Origin of the sequence: Halorussus aquaticus (genome assembly GCF_024218795.1) — an archaeon.
Lineage (GTDB): Archaea > Halobacteriota > Halobacteria > Halobacteriales > Haladaptataceae > Halorussus > Halorussus aquaticus.
In genome coordinates, this window is record NZ_CP100401.1 from 389622 (window position 1) to 404847 (window position 15226).

The window sequence follows — 15226 nt, forward strand, 5'->3', positions numbered from 1 at the left end:
AGTTCCATCGTTGCTCGTAGGTTCGGGCACGCAATCGTCTATCAGTCGGTCATCAACCGTCGGTCTCGGGCCTCAGCGTCGCTTCCGAAACCAGAGACGCGGAGACCGCCGCTAAGCGAAAATCAATTACAGTTGCTACGCTATCACGGACCATGGAGACGGACATCCTCGGTCAGTTCGAAGCGTCCCTGCGCCGGATGAACGTCGGCCGAACCCGAGTCGAGGCCGAGTCGTTCGAGGCGGCGCTGACCTCGGTCGTCGAGACGCCCGCGGTCGGGTCGCCCCTCCCGTTCGAGGGCGTCTCGCTGGCGGACACCGAGGTCGAACTCGACCCGACCCCGGCACAGTTGCGAGCGGCGAAGACCGGCGTGACCGCCGTCGAACTCGGCGTCGCCGACTACGGGTCGGTGGTCGTCCGGTCGTCGCCCGGCGGCGACGAACCGGTGAGTCTCTTCCCCGAGACCCACGTCGCCGTCCTGCGCGAGAGCGACGTGGTCCCGGACATGCCCGCCGCCTTCGAGCGACTAGAGTCCGTCTTCGCGGCGGGCGGCGACGACGTCGTCGTCGCCACGGGACCGAGCGCGACCGCCGACATGGGCGAACTGGTGTACGGCGCCCACGGTCCCAAGGCGGTCCACGTCCTGCTGCTGGAGGACCGATGAGTTCCGACCGCGCTACCCGGAAGGCGAAGGCGGCGGAGATTCGGCGACTCCTTGACGAGGAGGGCGACAGCGTCGCGGCGAACACCCGCGGCTTCAACGAGGGGCGCTACGAGTCGGTCGGGAAGTTGGACGACTACGAGGAACTGAAGACTGAGGCGCGGGCCATCAAGGAGGACGCCATCGAGCGCCTGCCGGACCTGATAGCGCGGGTCCGCGAGAGCGTCGAGGCCAACGGCGGCACCGTCTACCTCGCCGACGACGCCGCGGACGCGAATCGCTACGTCGAGGAGGTCTGCGAGCGTCAGAATGCGGAGACGCTGGTCAAGAGCAAGTCGATGACCACCGAGGAGATAGAGGTCAATCAGCGACTGGAAGACGCGGGCGTCGAAGTCTGGGAGACGGACCTCGGGGAGTTCGTGTTGCAGGTGGCCGACGAAGCGCCCTCTCACATCGTCGCCCCGGCCATCCACAAGTCACGGGAGGCCATCGCCGACCTGTTCAATGCCCACTTCGAACCCGACGAACCGCTCGAAACCGCCGAGGAACTGACCGAGTTCGCCCGCGAGTACCTCGGCGAGCGCATCGAAGACGCCGACGTGGGGATGACGGGCGCGAACTTCGTGGTCGCGGAGTCGGGCACCATCGCGCTGGTGACCAGCGAGGGCAACGCCCGGAAGTCGGTCGTCGCGCCGGACACCCACGTCGCCGTCGCGGGCATCGAGAAACTGATTCCGAGCCTCTCTGACCTCCAGCCGTTCGTGGAACTCATCGGCCGGTCGGGCACCGGACAGGACATCACCTCCTACGTCTCGCTGTTCAGTCCGCCGGTCGGGTCGCCGACCATCGACTTCGACGACCCTGAGACGCCGCTGTCGGCGTCCGGGGACCCCGACGACCGGGAGTTCCACCTCGTCCTCGTGGACAACGGCCGGACGGCGATGCGCGAGGACGACCAGTTGCGCGAGACGCTCTACTGCATCCGGTGTTCGGCCTGCGCCAACTCCTGCGCGAACTTCCAGTCGGTCGGCGGCCACGCCTTCGGCGGCGAGACGTACTCCGGCGGCATCGCCACGGGGTGGGAGGCCGGTGTCGAGGGGTTGGACACCGCCGCGGAGTTCAACGACCTCTGCACGGGGTGTTCGCGCTGCGTGAACCAGTGTCCGGTCGGCATCGACATTCCGTGGATAAATACGGTGGTCCGCGACCGCATCAACCGGGGCGAGGACGGCGAGTTCGACTGGCTGGTGGAGGGGCTGACGCCCGACGAGGAACCGGGCGGACTGAGCCTCCAGAAGCGGTTCTTCGGTAACTTCTCGACCGTGGCGAAGGTCGGGTCGGCGCTGGCTCCGGCGTCGAACTGGCTCGCGGACACGGCTCCCGCGCGGTGGGCGATGGAGCGGTTTCTCGGCATCGACCGGCGGCGGGACCTCCCCGAGTTCGAGCGCGAGACATTCACGGATTGGTTCGCGGCCCGTGGCGGGTCGCGCATCTCGCCGACAGACGCCGACCGCGTCGCCGCGGTCTACCCGGACCTCTACACGAATCACGTGCAGGTCGAGCGCGGGAAGGCCGCCGTCAGGGTGCTGGAGGCGCTGGGCGTCTCGGTCAGAGTGCCAGCGGTGGCGTCGAGCGGTCGCGCGCCCCTCTCGCAGGGGATGATAGCCACCGCGAAGCGCCACGCAGAACAGGTCGCGCCCGCGCTGCTGGACCACGTCGAGGCCGGACGCGACGTGGTCGTGATTGAACCGAGCGACCTCGCTATGGTCGAGCGCGAGTACGGGAAGTTCCTCGACGACGAGCGCCACGAGGCGCTGGCCGACGGAAGCTACGAGGTACTGGAGTACGTCTACGGCCTGCTCGAAGAGGGCGAGGAGGACTCGGACGAGACGGTGAACGCGCTCACCCGCGGGGCCGGGGCGGAAGTCGCGTACCACAGCCACTGCCAGCAGCGCACGCTGGACCTCGAACCGTACACGACCGCCGTGCTGGAGGCGGCGGGCTACGACGTGCTGACCTCCGACGTGGAGTGCTGCGGGATGGCCGGAAGCTTCGGCTACAAGTCCGAGTACTACGAACTGAGCGTGGACGTGGGCGAGCAGTTGCGCGGCCAGTTCAGCGCTCCCGAGGCCGAGGACCGCCTCGTCGTCGCGAGCGGTACGTCCTGTCTGGAGCAGTTGGATTCGCTGTTGAGTCGGCCGACCCGTCATCCGGTCGAACTGCTCGACCCTGCGCGGTGACAGCCACACGGGCCGCACGCCGCCGAATCCGACTCGGCGGGTTGATGGGACGCTCTCGTAGGGTCGCACACCGCCGGTCGAAACCGGGGCGGATTTACCTTCGAACCCACTACTCGGCGGCGTGAAGAACGTCACGGACAGAACCAGCAACCCCTTCGGGATGACGCCGCCCTGCGACCACGGGTGTGGGTCGGCGGGCGACGACTCGGGCCCCCGCGCTGTCTTCGGCTACGGGGACGCCAACGCCGACTTCCACGTGGTCGGCGACCATCCGGGCGTCCACGGCGGGCGCGAGACCGGGATTCCGTTCACCGGGAGTCTGGCTGGCGAGCGCCTCCAACCCGTCTTGAACGAGGTGGGCCTGCTCGGAGACGCCTACAGCGACGAACCCGCGGCGGCGGACTGCTTCTTCAGCTATCGCCACATGTGCTGTCTGCCCAAGGGGCGCGCGCCGACCGACCGCGACTACGACGAACTGGAACCGTTCTTCGACGCCGAGTTGCGGGCCATCGCGGCACACGTCCTCCTGCCCGTGGGCGAGCGCGCGACCCGGTACGTCCTCGGGACCTACGCCGCCCGCGAGGCGCTGTTGAACGGCGGCGAGCGAGAGGACCGGATGGCCGACCTCCACGCCGACCACGTTCCGGGCCGGGGCTTTCTGGTCGTCCCGGTTCGTGAACCGAGCGAGTGGGACGACGGCGACGGCGAACGACTGGCCGCCTCGCTGGCCGACCTGCTGTCGTCGGACTACCGCCAGACCGCGGACCTCGGCCGGTTCCTCGCGGAACACGACACCTACGAAGTCCGGTAATCTGTCCCTCGATACGTCGGAAGCAGACGATTACGACGACTCGGACCGAGCCTCTGGGACGAGTCCGAGAGCGCCGAGGAGGCCACCGAGGACCATCGTCGTCATTCCGAACACGGCGACGAGTTCGTCCAGTCCACCGAACTGTGAACTGTTCAGCGAGACGAATCCGCCGAAGACGACTGCCAAGAGACCGAACCGATAGGTGCCACTCGTCATACCCACGGTCGGACACTCCGGGTAGAAAAGTACAACGGGACGAGACGTGCGTAACGAAGTCACCTCCATAGCGCAGGGACAGAGGAGACGATTCGGGAACTCCGGCGCTACGAGTACGTCCGCCCGCCGGGGACGATAACGTCGAAGAATCCCCTGAAGACGCCGATTACGAGTTCGAGTACCAGCGGGACGAGCGGAACGACGATGAGCAGTGCGAAGACAGCGCCGACGGCTACCGCCGCAATTTCGAGCGGAGATGTCGGCTTCGGAACGGCCATGAACGTCTCCACGACGGCATCCGCCATAACGGTGGCGTCGGGGACAGTGAATTAGAAGGAAGCGACGAGTGGAGAGTCGAGGGGGTATCCACAGGCCCGAACGCAGACGGACCCCCTCGAATCCGCAACAATAGCTAAGGACGTGTACGGGGTATCGGTTCTGGAGATGGCTCTCGATACGCCCGAGGACCTGTTCGAGTACGAACTCCGTGGGATATACTACGCCGAGCGTGAGTTGACCGACCTGCTGGACGAACTTCAGACCAGCGCGACGGAGGCCGACCTCGTGGACGGGTTCGCCGAACACCGCGACGAGACCGTGGTCCACGTCGAGCGCCTCGAACGCGTCTTCGACGTACTGGGCCTCGAACCGCACGAGCGAAACGTGCCGACGTTCGACGCGCTCCGCGAGGAGAAGCGCGAGGCCGACACCGACTCCCACGACGTGGCGGTGCAGAACACGCTCTACAACCACGTCGGTCGGAAGGCCGAGCGACTCGAACTCACCGCCTACGAGGGACTGCTCGCGCTGGCGGACGTGCTCGACGCCGACCCCGAAGCGGTGGACCTGCTCGAACAGAACAGAGACGAGGACCGCGAGGCACTCGACACGCTCGAATCGGTTTCGGAGGGCGGCGAGTTCGAGTCGTTCATCGACCGACTACTGTGAGAATCGAACGTCCGAAAGCGACCGGCCAGTCGCGAAAAGGGGGACAGACTACGAGTCGTCGGCGAACTCGGTCCCGCAGTTGCCACAGGCCATGCTCCGAGCGGGCAGTGCGCGCTGGGGCGTGACCAGACCGCAGTCGTCGCAGATGCCGTAGAGGCGTTTGTCCGGGTCGATACCGCTGACGAACTCCATCCGCACCCACGCGTCGGGGTTCGTCTCGTCGTAGAGTTCGACGCCGCCCTCGGTTCGCTTCCAGTTCACCGGGTCGGCGTCCTGCTCCCGTCGCTCCAGTCGTTCGCTCATCGCGTGGTAGAAGGGCGGACAGTATCTATCATAAAAGTTCCGTACTAATTTTCACTACGAGTGTACTCAAACTCCTCACGGCGGGCGAGGCCGGAGGGAACGACGGGAGAGAAAACGACTTACCTGACACGCGCGGAGTACGACCGTGAAACGGATTCAACTCGGAAACACCGTCTTCGAGGGACGGAACGACGTGTACCTGTTCGGGGACGACTCCGGACGGACGACGCTGGTGGACACGGGCGTCGCCTCGCCCGAGGTCCGGGAACAGTTACAGGACGGACTCGCCGAGTACGGCGTCTCGTTCGGCGACGTGGACGCGATTTTACTCACCCACTGGCACCACGACCACGCGGGTCTCGCGGGCGAGATTCAGGACGAGAGCGGCGCGACGGTGTACGTCCACGAGGACGACGCGCCGATGGTCGCCGAGGACGGCATGAACCACGAGACCGAAATCGAGGAGCGCGACCTGTTCGCGCGGTGGGGCGTCCCCGACGAGAAGGCCCACGAACTGCTCGACTTCCTCGGTCTCCACGACCAGATTCAGGGCCGGTCCCCGGAGATCGAGACGTTCGCGGACGGCGCTACGTTCGACCTCGGGAACGTCGAACTCGAAGCGGTCCACCTGCCGGGTCACGCCGCCGGACTGTCCGGGTTCGCACTGACGGACGGAGACGACCGCGAACTCCTCTCGGGCGACGCACTCCTGCCGAAGTACACCCCCAACGTCGGCGGCGCTGACCCCCGCGTCGAGGACCCCCTCGGTACCTACCTCGACTCGCTGGACCGAATTATCGAGAGCGACTACGCTCGCGCGTGGCCGGGCCACCGCGACCCCATCGACGACCCCACGGAACGAGCGCGCGAAATCGCCGCTCACCACCGCGAGCGGACCGAGCGCGTGCTGTCGGTCCTCCGAGAGCGCGGCGAGGCCGACGCGTGGACCGTCAGCGCCGACCTATTCGGCGAGTTGTCGAACATCCACATCATGCACGGGCCGGGCGAGGCGTGGGCGCACCTCGACCACCTCGACCGCCACGGTGTCGCGGAGCGAACCGACGAGGGATACGCGCTCCTCGACGAGGACCCGGACCTCGACGCGATGTTCGAGTACGGCGGCGAGAACGCCGAAGCAACCGGACCGAGTGCGGCGACGGAGGACTGATTGACCGTGACTACAGTCACAGTCTGGAACGAGTACCGCCACGAGCGTGAGGACGACGCGGTCCGCGAGGTCTACCCCGACGGCATCCACGCGACCATCGCCGAGTTCCTCGACGACCGGGGATTCGACGTTCAGACCGCGACCCTCGACGACCCCGAACACGGCCTGACTCGGGAGGTACTGGACGATACCGACGTACTGACGTGGTGGGGTCACGAGGCCCACGAGGAGGTCAGCGACGAAGTGGTCGAGCGCGTCCACGAACGAGTGCTGTCGGGGATGGGCCTGCTCGTCCTCCACTCGGGCCACTACTCGAAGATTTTCAAGCGGTTGATGGGGACGAGTTGCGGCCTCAAGTGGCGCGAATCGGGCGAGACCGAGCGAATATGGACGGTCGAACCCGGCCACCCCATCGCCGAGGGTATCGACGAGTGCATCGAGGTGCCCGAGACCGAGATGTACGGCGAACGGTTCGACGTTCCGGCCCCCGATACCTTGGTGTTCACGAGTTGGTTCGAGGGCGGCGAAGTGTTCAGAAGCGGGTGCTGTTACCGCCGCGGGTCGGGCCGAATCTTCTACTTCAGGCCGGGCCACGAGACGTACCCCATCTACCACCAACCCGAAATTCAGACCGTCGTGGCCAACGCCGTCTCGTGGGCGACGCCTGTCGATACGTAATCACTTTCGTTCGGCAACGCTCCGAGTTCGTCAGAACGGGGGTAAAACAGCTATCACCGGCGTCGTAATTGCTCTCGACCGCCAGTCATCGGCTCTATCGCCTGATTTTGTAAAGTTAAAGGAAGGAAACCATTTATTAGGTAGCCGTGATTCCGGCAAGACAGAGGATGCCGGAGGCGAACCCCCGTGTACTACACGTCGAGGACAACGACTTCTTCGCTAAGGTCACGTCCGGAATTCTCGACGACGAGTACGACATCGACGTGTACACGGTGGAGAGCGCGGAAGCAGCACTCGAACGATTGGAAACCAATCGGTTCGACTGCATCGTCAGTGACTACGACATGCCCGGCATGGACGGGTTGGAGTTACTGGACGCGGTCAGAGAGACCGACCGAGACGTCCCGTTTATCCTCCTGACCGGCGGCGGGAGCGAACAGATAGCCAGTAAAGCAATCTCGGCGGGTGTCACCGACTACCTCAAAAAGGGGACCGACCAGGAGCAGTTCGCAGTGTTGGCAAACCGCATCGAGAACGCCGTTTCGCGGCGGCGCGCCGAGCGACTGGCGAACCGTCAAATCGCGGTCAACGACCTCATCTGGGACGTGAGCCAGTCGATTTTACAGGCGTCGTCCCGCGAGGACATCGAGCAGATCGTCTGCGAGCGCCTCGCCGACTCGGGACCCTACCTCCTCGCGTGGGTCGGAACCGTGGACGAGGAGACTGCCACCGTTCGACCGGAGGCGTCCGCGGGCGTCGAAAAACGGTATCTCGACACCGTGATTCTCCACGGCGACCGGGAGGAAGGTGACAGCCTCCCGGTGAGGAAGGCGGTCGAAACCCAAGAAGTGCAGGTCAAACGCGGTGCGAGACTGAAAGAGCGGTTCCAGAACGAAGTCGACGCGAACGTCGAATCCTACGCCGTCGCCGCGGTCCCGCTCGTGTACGAGAACTGTGCGTACGGCGTCCTGAGCGTCTGGTCGGACGTCCGGCACGCGTTCGGCGAGACCGAGCGCCGCGTCCTCTCGAAGTTCGGGAACAACCTCGCGTACGCCATCGATTCGGTCCAGACGCGCAAGGAACTCGTCCGGCGCGAACAGCGACTACAGGTATTCAATCGAATCCTGCGACACAACCTCAGGAACGACCTCAACGTCGTACTAGGTCGGGCCGAGAACATCGCCGAAGAGTTTCCCCCGGCCGCGAACGAGGCGAGCATCATTCGGCAGAAAGCGAGCGAACTCATCGAAATCAGCGAGAAGGCGCGCGAGGTCGGGAAGACTCTCGACGGTGAGAGCCGGACGACCAAGCAGATAGACGTGACCGATTGCGTGAAACGAACCTGCGAGGAGTTCCGCCAGTCGTACCCCGACGTCGCGATAACTACCGAAACCCCACAGAGCGCAGTGGTGTACGGCGACAAGACGCTCGAAGCCGCGATAAGCGAAGTCGTGGAGAACGCCATCGAACACGGTGGCGAGCGACCGTCGGTGAGCGTGACGGTCTCGCCCAGCGGCGACGACGAGTGGGTGGAAGTGACTGTCTTGGACGACGGACCCGGTATCCCGGAGGAAGAGCGCAAAGTCCTCGCAGAAGGCGAGGAAACGGCTCTCCACCACGGAAGCGGACTCGGTCTCTGGCTCTCGAACTGGATCGTAGGCAAGTTCGGTGGCGACCTGACGTTCGACGACTATCGTACGAACGGCGGTGAAGTGACTCTGCGACTCCAGCAGGCGACCGAGGGAGTTTCACCGTGGCAAGATATTTCACCGTTGGGGAACGGATAAGCATTCTAGCGTAACCGTCGTCCGTCCGGGAGAACCACTCGTTCGAATCACCGACAAATATATACGAGGAAAGAGATTAATACAGACAATATGAGCACGAAATCGAATGGGTTCGTAGAACGATTCCGGCAACCCGAGTACACTGGCGAGAACCGCTGTACACCGTGTACTATCGTCAACGTCGTGATCGCAGTCGTGGCGAGCGGGTTCGCTTCGTACCTACTGACGCCAGTGGGTGGTGTAGTGGTGTTCGCGCTGTCGCTCGCGTCCATCTACCTACGAGGGTATCTGGTACCGGGGACTCCGACGTTGACGAAGCGTTACTTCCCCGACTGGGTGTTGGCGCGGTTCGACAAACTCGAAGACGAACCCGTGGAAGTCAGTGAGGACGAACGCGAACCGGAAGAAGTGTTGGCCGACGCCGGAGCGGTCGAACCCTGCGAGGAGATGGACGACCTCTGTCTCTCCGAGTCGTTCCGACAGACGTGGTACGACAACATGGAGTCCATCAAGTCGGACGGAACCGAGAAGAGCGACCTGAGTCACGTCCTCGACGTGGAGGAGGAGAAACTCACGTTCGACGAACACGACGAAGCGCTGGTCGCGCAGTACGACGGCGGCCATCTCGGACAGTGGGAGTCGCGCGCGGCACTCGTGGCCGACCTCGCGGCCGCGAAGGTACTCGAAACTCGCTACCCCGACTGGGACGCGCTGACAGTCACGAATCAGAGTCGCGTGCTGAGCGGTCTCCGAATCTTCCTCGACGCCTGTCCCGACTGCGGCGGCGACATCGCGATGGAACAGGATACCGTCGAATCCTGCTGCCGGACGATGGACGTGGTCGCAGTCAGTTGTTCGGAGTGCGACTCCCGAATTCTGGAGGTCGAACACGACCAGTAACCGTCCTTCGTGGCTGAGTTGGGACTTCGTGGTCGATATCCCACCTCCCCCTGCTTCAGCCCTCTCGTCTTCCCTGCTTCAATTTTCTTCTCTCCCGCCCGGTTTTCTCGATTCGCTACTCGACTGTTCTTCTCGAACTCGGACGGCGTCGTCGCGCGAAGTTTCGCCGACGTTCGACCCCACCGTTTCCGCTGTCTATCGCGGGCACCTCGAACACACCTCGACCCCGTTGTTTCCGCTGTCTTCCGACGGTTTTCGTCGTTCCCTTCGATTTTGGGTCGGCGGAACACCGTAGTTTCCGCTGTTTTCGACTCGGGTAACGGCGCTCCCAACACCAGTATTTCCGCTGTTAGGGCGGTCATCGAGTTTCTCTGTGACCCCACCGTTTCCGCTGTCTTTTGTCGATACCGGCGAGTTGAGGGGTCGGCGACCGCAACCGGATAGAATCGAAGATGCGCGAACGAAATGAGGGACGTGTTACCGAAAAAACAACGCACAGTTGACGGGAGACAGCGGAAACTACGGGGTTGGTTCGCAGGGAAGTCGGCGGTAAACAGCGGAAACGGTGGGGTCGACGCCGACGAGAGGAGATGACGGAGATAGTAAATACGGGAGGAAGAGAGTCAGTTCTCCGCGTCCTCGAACGTAGTCTGATAGTAGGGGCGAATACTCTCGTGGACGCCCGCGAACTCGATGGTGTCTTCGAGTGCAGTGACGACCAACTGGAGGTCCTGTTTCAGGGCGTGTTTGCGGTACTTCCCGCCGGACATGCCCTCGTTCTTCTCGGTCGAGGAGATGACTCCGAGCATGGCGAGGTCCGCGAGGTGGTCGCGCATCCGGCGACTCGTCAGGGGTTCGGTACCGACGTGGTTGCACAACTGTTCGTATCGGGGTCGGATGTCTCGTGAGCGGGCGGGCGTCTCTTCCTCCGCTTCGAGCGACGTGAGCGCGTAGAGGACGAGGCGGGCGTGTTCGGTCAGGTCGGCCACGCCCTCCATGATTCGGTCCCGTTCGAGTTTCTCCCGGGCCTCTTGGACGTGGTCGTCGATGACCTGTTCGACGGCCTCCTTGCGAGCGAGGTCCCCCGCTTCGAGGAGGAGGTCGAGAGCCTGTCGAGCGTCTCCGGCGTCCTGTGCGCCGTACGCCGCACAGAGCGGAATCACGTCCTCGGCGAGCGCGTCGTCGTGGAACGCGACCTGCTCGCGCTGACTGAGGACCTTCTGGAGTTCCGTGGCGTCGTAGGGTGGGAACGAGACTTCCTTCTCACAGAGCGAGGACCGAACTTTCGCCGAGAGCGAGTCGCGAAACGAGAGGTCGTTGGAGATACCGACGAGACCGATTTTGGCGTGTTCGAGGTAACCGTTGCTACGGGCGCGCGGAATCTGATACAGGATGGAGTTGTCGTTGATGTGGTCCACCTCGTCGAGAACCACGATGACGGTACCGCCGAGTTTGTCGAGTTCCTCCCAGAGGAAACTGTAGACCTGCGCTTGAGGATAGCCAGTGTTACTGATCTGCTCGGAGGGGTCACGGAGTGTATTGACCAACCGGACCGCGACCTGATAACCAGAGTTGAGACCGTCGCAGTTGATCTCGATGACGTTGAGAGAGATATCGTCGTACTTGGCGGCGTCGTCCTGCAGTCGGTTCAGGAGAAAGCGAGTGGCCGCCGTCTTTCCGACCCCGCTCTTTCCGTAGAGGAAGATGTTGGACGGAGCCTCGCCGTTGATGATAGGTTGGAGTGCGGCGTGGTACTCCTCTAATTCCTCGTCTCTTCCCACGAGGTTGTCCGGGGTGTACTCCTCGAGCAGGGCGTCTCGATTCTTGTAGAGGGAGTTATCCCGGTCGAAGCTAAACGATGACATGCGCGTTGCTTGAACGGACGGGGATATAAAGTGTCGTGGTTAGCGGCATGTCCGCTGTTTCTTCTGTCCCGAATATATTTATGGGTGAATGGAGCGGTGGGCATCCCCTGTTTCCGTTGTCCCGATTGACTTAAACACACACCCACCCCATCGTTTCCGGAGCTAACTGCGGGACGAGTGTGGGGTGTCACGTTGCTTCTGGATAAGAGGAAAAGTTTATATACTAATCTGTAAAACCATATCCGTAGTACAAATAGACAAAATAGACTACGGGCTCACTAGCTGGTGGAGAGATTCTGATCTGCTTTTTGCTCAGAGAGGGCCGCTAAAAAAGACGCGCTAGAATCGCTCGACGGTTTAATCAGGCACTCGGCAACATCTGACGACGTACCGACACGCTCTGCGGCCGAACGTCCGCTATCGTCATTCCGCGTTCCCTGCTCCGCGTCCCGCCTCGAATCACGCTATTTCTCCAAATTGACGCTCTCCGCTCGGGTTCCGTCACCGCTCTCACCGCCTCAATCCCCACCGTCCCCCTCTCGTCCATCGAAACAGCGGAAACGATGGGGTGGGTGTCCCCTCCCCTCATTCGACGCGGACTCCGAGACACACGCCTTCGATAACAACGGAAACAGTGGGGTGGGTGTCTCTACGTTCGCTCGACCCGTGCCGACGTCTGATTACTATCACGCGTGCTACGTATCTCTGTCTCTCGTTGGACTCCTCTAACTAGTCGTTCCTGCACTTCTCCTTCGTCGTTGGACGCGGACGAAACCGTGGCAGGGATGTCGAGCAGACCGTAGAAACACGCTCGGAAAACGGACTACTGACGACCGAACCATCGGCGACCGGACCTTCGACGACCGGACCATCGGCGACCGAACCATCGGCGACCGGACCATCGGCGACCGAACCATCGGCGACCGGACCACGGACGATAGAGAGTCCAACCGCGGACCACTGGCCGACTGAGCCACAGAGACGGCGGATGGACAGCGGAAACTGTGGTGTATCTACGTACTAGTCTTACCTCACTCGCCGTCACTTGACCGTCGAGAACATCGGTCTATCGTCGGTTTCCGAGATAGTGGCCGAAAACTGCGGAAACGGTGGGGTCACGGACGTCGCTCTCGTTCGAGGGTCTCGTCTCGACAGTCTCCTATCCTCCAGTACCGGCCGTTTCAACGCCTCTGAGATGAACCCCGCCTCCGCCGAGACAGCGGAAACTACGGGGTCGCCGGAGCAAGTCGAGACACGTATTCTTCCGCGAACACTCCGCTTCCGTCAATTGTCCAGTAACTCGGAGTCACCGTCCGAAGGTAGTTTACCGTTCGGCAACGACGAAGAACGTCTCGGGGCGCTCGTCTGCGCGGAGCACCTCTAAGTTCGCCTTTTCGAGCAGTTCGACCGCGTCGTCGCGGTCGTATCGCTCCGTGACCGGCGGACCGCTCTCGCCGTCACCGTTCGCTGACCAGTCGGCGACGACGAAGCGCCCGCCGTCGGTGAGGACGCGGGCTACTTCGGTCTCCGCGCCGGGTCCGACTCCGGCCCCTGTGCCGTCATCTGCTCCGGTCTTTGCGTCGTCATCTGCTCCGGCCCCTACGCCGTCTTCTGCTCCGGTCTTTGCGTCGTCTTCCGCTCCAGCGCCTGCACTGTCGCCGTCTCCGGCGAACTCGTGGAACGTCATCGTCGAGAACGCGGCGTCGAGTTCGCCGTCGGCGAACGGCAGGTCCCCGACGTCGGCGGTCATCAATTCGACGTTCTGCGGGACACCCTTCTCGCGATACAGCTCGTGCATCTCGGCCTGCACGTCGATGGCGCGGACCTCACCGGCGAACGGGGCCACGTCGTCGGTGTAGAACCCTGTCCCGCTTCCGAGGTCCGCCACCGTGTCGTCCCGGTCGGACCCGAGAGCCAGCGCGCCGACCAGTTCCTCGCGCGAGAGGTAGCGATACCGCGACTCGTCTTCGAGTCTGTCGGCCGACTCGGGGTCGAACGTGTGGAAACCCATCGTCACGGAATCGACGGCCGACCACCTTAACAACTGCGTGACGTGGGGAAGCGATGCAAGACTGCTTGGACGCTAACTGTACCGCTCTACGAGTCTCGTCAGGTTCTCTTCGTCCTGCATGCCGACGAGTTGCTCGGCCTGCTCACCGTCGGCGAACAGGACCAAGGTCGGGACGCTCCGGACGCCGTACTGCGCCGCGAGACCCTGGTGCCGGTCGATGTCCACCTTCGCCACTGTCGCCACCGTGTTGGCGGCGACGGACTCCACGATGGGTTCGAGCATGTTGCACGGGCCACACCAGTCCGCGTAGAAGTCCACAAGTACCACGTCGTATCGTGTAGTAACGTCCGAAAACTGTTCGACGCTCTCGACGTGAACGGGTTCGTTCGGTGGGGCCGCGTCGTCGTCGAACTCTTCGGCATCGAGATTCCGGTCGGCGGAGAGATTCACATCTGTGTCGAGAAGTTCGTCGTATTTCTGCTCGCGGATAGATTCGAGTTCGTCCTCGCTCATCACCCGACAGTTACCACTCCACGGATTTAACCGCTTTGTAAAACCCACACAATACTCGCTAAGGATGTGACAGAGTAACGAACGACTCCGACCGGCCAGTACTGCGTAGTCGGACCTGCCCTACGCGCCGTAATCACCCTTCGTAACACCGTCACGGCAAAGTCACGAACGTTAAAATACCGTAACGCGCACAGTATCGTCTACGAGATGGACACCAATCCCGTCTACGCCCTCGCACCGCTCGCCGCTGCGTCGCTCTGGGGCGGGATGTACGTCGTCAGCAAGTGGGGATTCTCGGCGATACCGCCGGTCACGCTCGGGTTCCTCCGTGTCGTAATCGGGGCGGCGGTCCTCTTGGTGGTGGTCCGCCGCGCTCGACCCGCGCGAGAGTTCTCGCGCACCGACCGCCGCAGGTTCGTGGCCCTCGGCGTAGCGGTCACGGCGACCATCGTCACTCAGTTCGTCGGCACCGACCTCACGAACGCGAGTCAGGGCGCGCTCCTGACGGTCCTGACGCCGGTGTTCACTCTCCTGCTCGGAGTCACGGCGCTCTCGGAACCGATGACCCGTCGGAAGACCGGGGGCATGACGCTCGCGGCGGTCGGCACGCTGTCGGTCCTCGCGGGGCAGTACGACTTGACTCGGATGGCGTCCGGGAACGCCCTCGGTGTCGCGGCCCTACTGGTGGCGAGTCTGGCGTGGGCCGCCTACACCGTCTACGGGAAACCGCTCGTCCGGACTTACTCAGCACTGGAGACCGCGACCTACTCGACCGTCGCTGCGGTACCGATGCTGGGCGTCCTCGCGGCCGCGGAACTCGCCGTCTCGGGGTTCTCGCTCGCCGACGTGCCGCTCTCGCTTCCGGTCGCCGGGGCGGTCCTCTATCTGGGAGTGCTCTCGACCGCCGTCGCGTGGTACCTCTGGTACAAGGGACTGGAGTACGTCGATGCGGGGACGGTCGCGGTCTTCTTCTTCGTCCAACCGTTCGTGGGCGCGCTTCTCGGTGCGCTGCTACTCGGTGAGGCAATAGGAACGGACTTCGTCGCTGGCGGGGCCGTCATGGCCGTTGGCGTCTACATCGTCTCCACGTCTACTACCGCGTGAGTGCAGACCTTCGTCGCTATCCG

15 protein-coding genes are annotated in these 15226 nt (G+C 63.3%); 9 read left to right on the forward strand and 6 right to left on the reverse strand.

Translation table 11 applies throughout. The features are described 5' to 3' along the window. Window positions 1–152: 152 nt before the first annotated feature. From NGM06_RS20335 to NGM06_RS20345, 3 genes are all read left to right on the forward strand, one after another. Window positions 153–662, forward strand: a complete 510-nt coding sequence (locus NGM06_RS20335; protein ID WP_254270237.1) for an LUD domain-containing protein — start codon at window positions 153–155, stop codon at window positions 660–662. Next, on the forward strand, window positions 659–2899 hold the full coding sequence (locus NGM06_RS20340; RefSeq protein WP_254270238.1) for an LUD domain-containing protein: 2241 nt from the start codon (window positions 659–661) through the stop codon (window positions 2897–2899). Before NGM06_RS20335 ends, NGM06_RS20340 begins: the two co-directional genes overlap by 4 nt. A 121-nt stretch (window positions 2900–3020) precedes the next feature. Next, a complete protein-coding gene (locus NGM06_RS20345; protein WP_254270239.1) occupies window positions 3021–3710 on the forward strand; it encodes a uracil-DNA glycosylase family protein in 690 nt (229 codons plus the stop codon). A gap of 30 nt (window positions 3711–3740) precedes the next feature. Here NGM06_RS20345 and NGM06_RS20350 read toward each other — a convergent pair whose 3' ends face one another. Beyond that, window positions 3741–3926 (reverse strand): hypothetical protein, encoded by a 186-nt coding sequence (locus tag NGM06_RS20350; RefSeq protein ID WP_254270240.1) that lies wholly within the window; start codon window positions 3924–3926, stop codon window positions 3741–3743. 107 nt (window positions 3927–4033) lie between these two features. Beyond that, window positions 4034–4204 (reverse strand): hypothetical protein, encoded by a 171-nt coding sequence (locus NGM06_RS20355; protein WP_254270241.1) that lies wholly within the window; start codon window positions 4202–4204, stop codon window positions 4034–4036. 166 nt (window positions 4205–4370) lie between these two features. On the opposite strand from NGM06_RS20355, the gene NGM06_RS20360 reads away from it, so the two are divergent. Further along, complete coding sequence (locus NGM06_RS20360; protein WP_254270242.1) at window positions 4371–4874, forward strand: YciE/YciF ferroxidase family protein; 504 nt, start codon at window positions 4371–4373, stop codon at window positions 4872–4874. A gap of 48 nt (window positions 4875–4922) precedes the next feature. On the opposite strand, the gene NGM06_RS20365 is transcribed toward NGM06_RS20360, so the two are convergent. Continuing rightward, window positions 4923–5177, reverse strand: coding sequence for a hypothetical protein (locus NGM06_RS20365; protein WP_254270243.1), 255 nt, complete (start codon window positions 5175–5177; stop codon window positions 4923–4925). A gap of 145 nt (window positions 5178–5322) precedes the next feature. On the opposite strand from NGM06_RS20365, the gene NGM06_RS20370 reads away from it, so the two are divergent. From NGM06_RS20370 to NGM06_RS20385, 4 genes are all read left to right on the forward strand, one after another. Further along, window positions 5323–6345: an MBL fold metallo-hydrolase gene (locus tag NGM06_RS20370; RefSeq protein ID WP_254270244.1), complete on the forward strand. Its 1023-nt coding sequence runs from the start codon at window positions 5323–5325 to the stop codon at window positions 6343–6345. A gap of 6 nt (window positions 6346–6351) precedes the next feature. After that, a complete protein-coding gene (locus tag NGM06_RS20375; RefSeq protein WP_254270245.1) occupies window positions 6352–7023 on the forward strand; it encodes a ThuA domain-containing protein in 672 nt (223 codons plus the stop codon). A gap of 167 nt (window positions 7024–7190) precedes the next feature. After that, window positions 7191–8810, forward strand: coding sequence for a response regulator (locus tag NGM06_RS20380; protein WP_254270246.1), 1620 nt, complete (start codon window positions 7191–7193; stop codon window positions 8808–8810). A 90-nt stretch (window positions 8811–8900) separates the two neighbouring features. Beyond that, entirely contained in the window at window positions 8901–9710 is an 810-nt protein-coding gene (locus tag NGM06_RS20385; protein ID WP_254270247.1) for a DUF8054 domain-containing protein, read from the forward strand. A gap of 623 nt (window positions 9711–10333) precedes the next feature. On the opposite strand, the gene NGM06_RS20390 is transcribed toward NGM06_RS20385, so the two are convergent. From NGM06_RS20390 to trxA, 3 genes are all read right to left on the reverse strand, one after another. Further along, window positions 10334–11575: an orc1/cdc6 family replication initiation protein gene (locus NGM06_RS20390; RefSeq protein ID WP_254270248.1), complete on the reverse strand. Its 1242-nt coding sequence runs from the start codon at window positions 11573–11575 to the stop codon at window positions 10334–10336. Between the two features lie 1324 nt (window positions 11576–12899). Then, window positions 12900–13586: a class I SAM-dependent methyltransferase gene (locus NGM06_RS20395; RefSeq protein WP_254270249.1), complete on the reverse strand. Its 687-nt coding sequence runs from the start codon at window positions 13584–13586 to the stop codon at window positions 12900–12902. Window positions 13587–13658: 72 nt separating this feature from the next. Beyond that, entirely contained in the window at window positions 13659–14099 is a 441-nt protein-coding gene (gene trxA, locus NGM06_RS20400) for a thioredoxin (RefSeq protein ID WP_254270250.1), read from the reverse strand. A 207-nt stretch (window positions 14100–14306) separates the two neighbouring features. Here trxA and NGM06_RS20405 point away from each other — a divergent pair, with 207 nt between their 5' ends. Beyond that, complete coding sequence (locus NGM06_RS20405) at window positions 14307–15203, forward strand: DMT family transporter (RefSeq protein WP_254270251.1); 897 nt, start codon at window positions 14307–14309, stop codon at window positions 15201–15203. Window positions 15204–15226 lie beyond the last annotated feature (23 nt).

Excerpts from the sequence above, each read along its gene's own strand:
- NGM06_RS20340 (WP_254270238.1), top strand. The coding sequence starts at position 659 with ATGAGTTCCGACCGCGCTACCCGGAAGGCGAAGGCGGCGGAGATTCGG.
- NGM06_RS20385 (WP_254270247.1), top strand. The coding sequence starts at position 8,901 with ATGAGCACGAAATCGAATGGGTTCGTAGAACGATTCCGGCAACCCGAG.
- NGM06_RS20355 (WP_254270241.1), bottom strand. The coding sequence starts at position 4,204 with ATGGCCGTTCCGAAGCCGACATCTCCGCTCGAAATTGCGGCGGTAGCC.
- NGM06_RS20350 (WP_254270240.1), bottom strand. The coding sequence starts at position 3,926 with ATGACGAGTGGCACCTATCGGTTCGGTCTCTTGGCAGTCGTCTTCGGC.
- trxA (WP_254270250.1), bottom strand. The coding sequence starts at position 14,099 with ATGAGCGAGGACGAACTCGAATCTATCCGCGAGCAGAAATACGACGAA.
- NGM06_RS20335 (WP_254270237.1), top strand. The coding sequence starts at position 153 with ATGGAGACGGACATCCTCGGTCAGTTCGAAGCGTCCCTGCGCCGGATG.
- NGM06_RS20390 (WP_254270248.1), bottom strand. The coding sequence starts at position 11,575 with ATGTCATCGTTTAGCTTCGACCGGGATAACTCCCTCTACAAGAATCGA.
- NGM06_RS20360 (WP_254270242.1), top strand. The coding sequence starts at position 4,371 with ATGGCTCTCGATACGCCCGAGGACCTGTTCGAGTACGAACTCCGTGGG.
- NGM06_RS20365 (WP_254270243.1), bottom strand. The coding sequence starts at position 5,177 with ATGAGCGAACGACTGGAGCGACGGGAGCAGGACGCCGACCCGGTGAAC.
- NGM06_RS20380 (WP_254270246.1), top strand. The coding sequence starts at position 7,191 with ATGCCGGAGGCGAACCCCCGTGTACTACACGTCGAGGACAACGACTTC.
- NGM06_RS20395 (WP_254270249.1), bottom strand. The coding sequence starts at position 13,586 with ATGGGTTTCCACACGTTCGACCCCGAGTCGGCCGACAGACTCGAAGAC.
- NGM06_RS20405 (WP_254270251.1), top strand. The coding sequence starts at position 14,307 with ATGGACACCAATCCCGTCTACGCCCTCGCACCGCTCGCCGCTGCGTCG.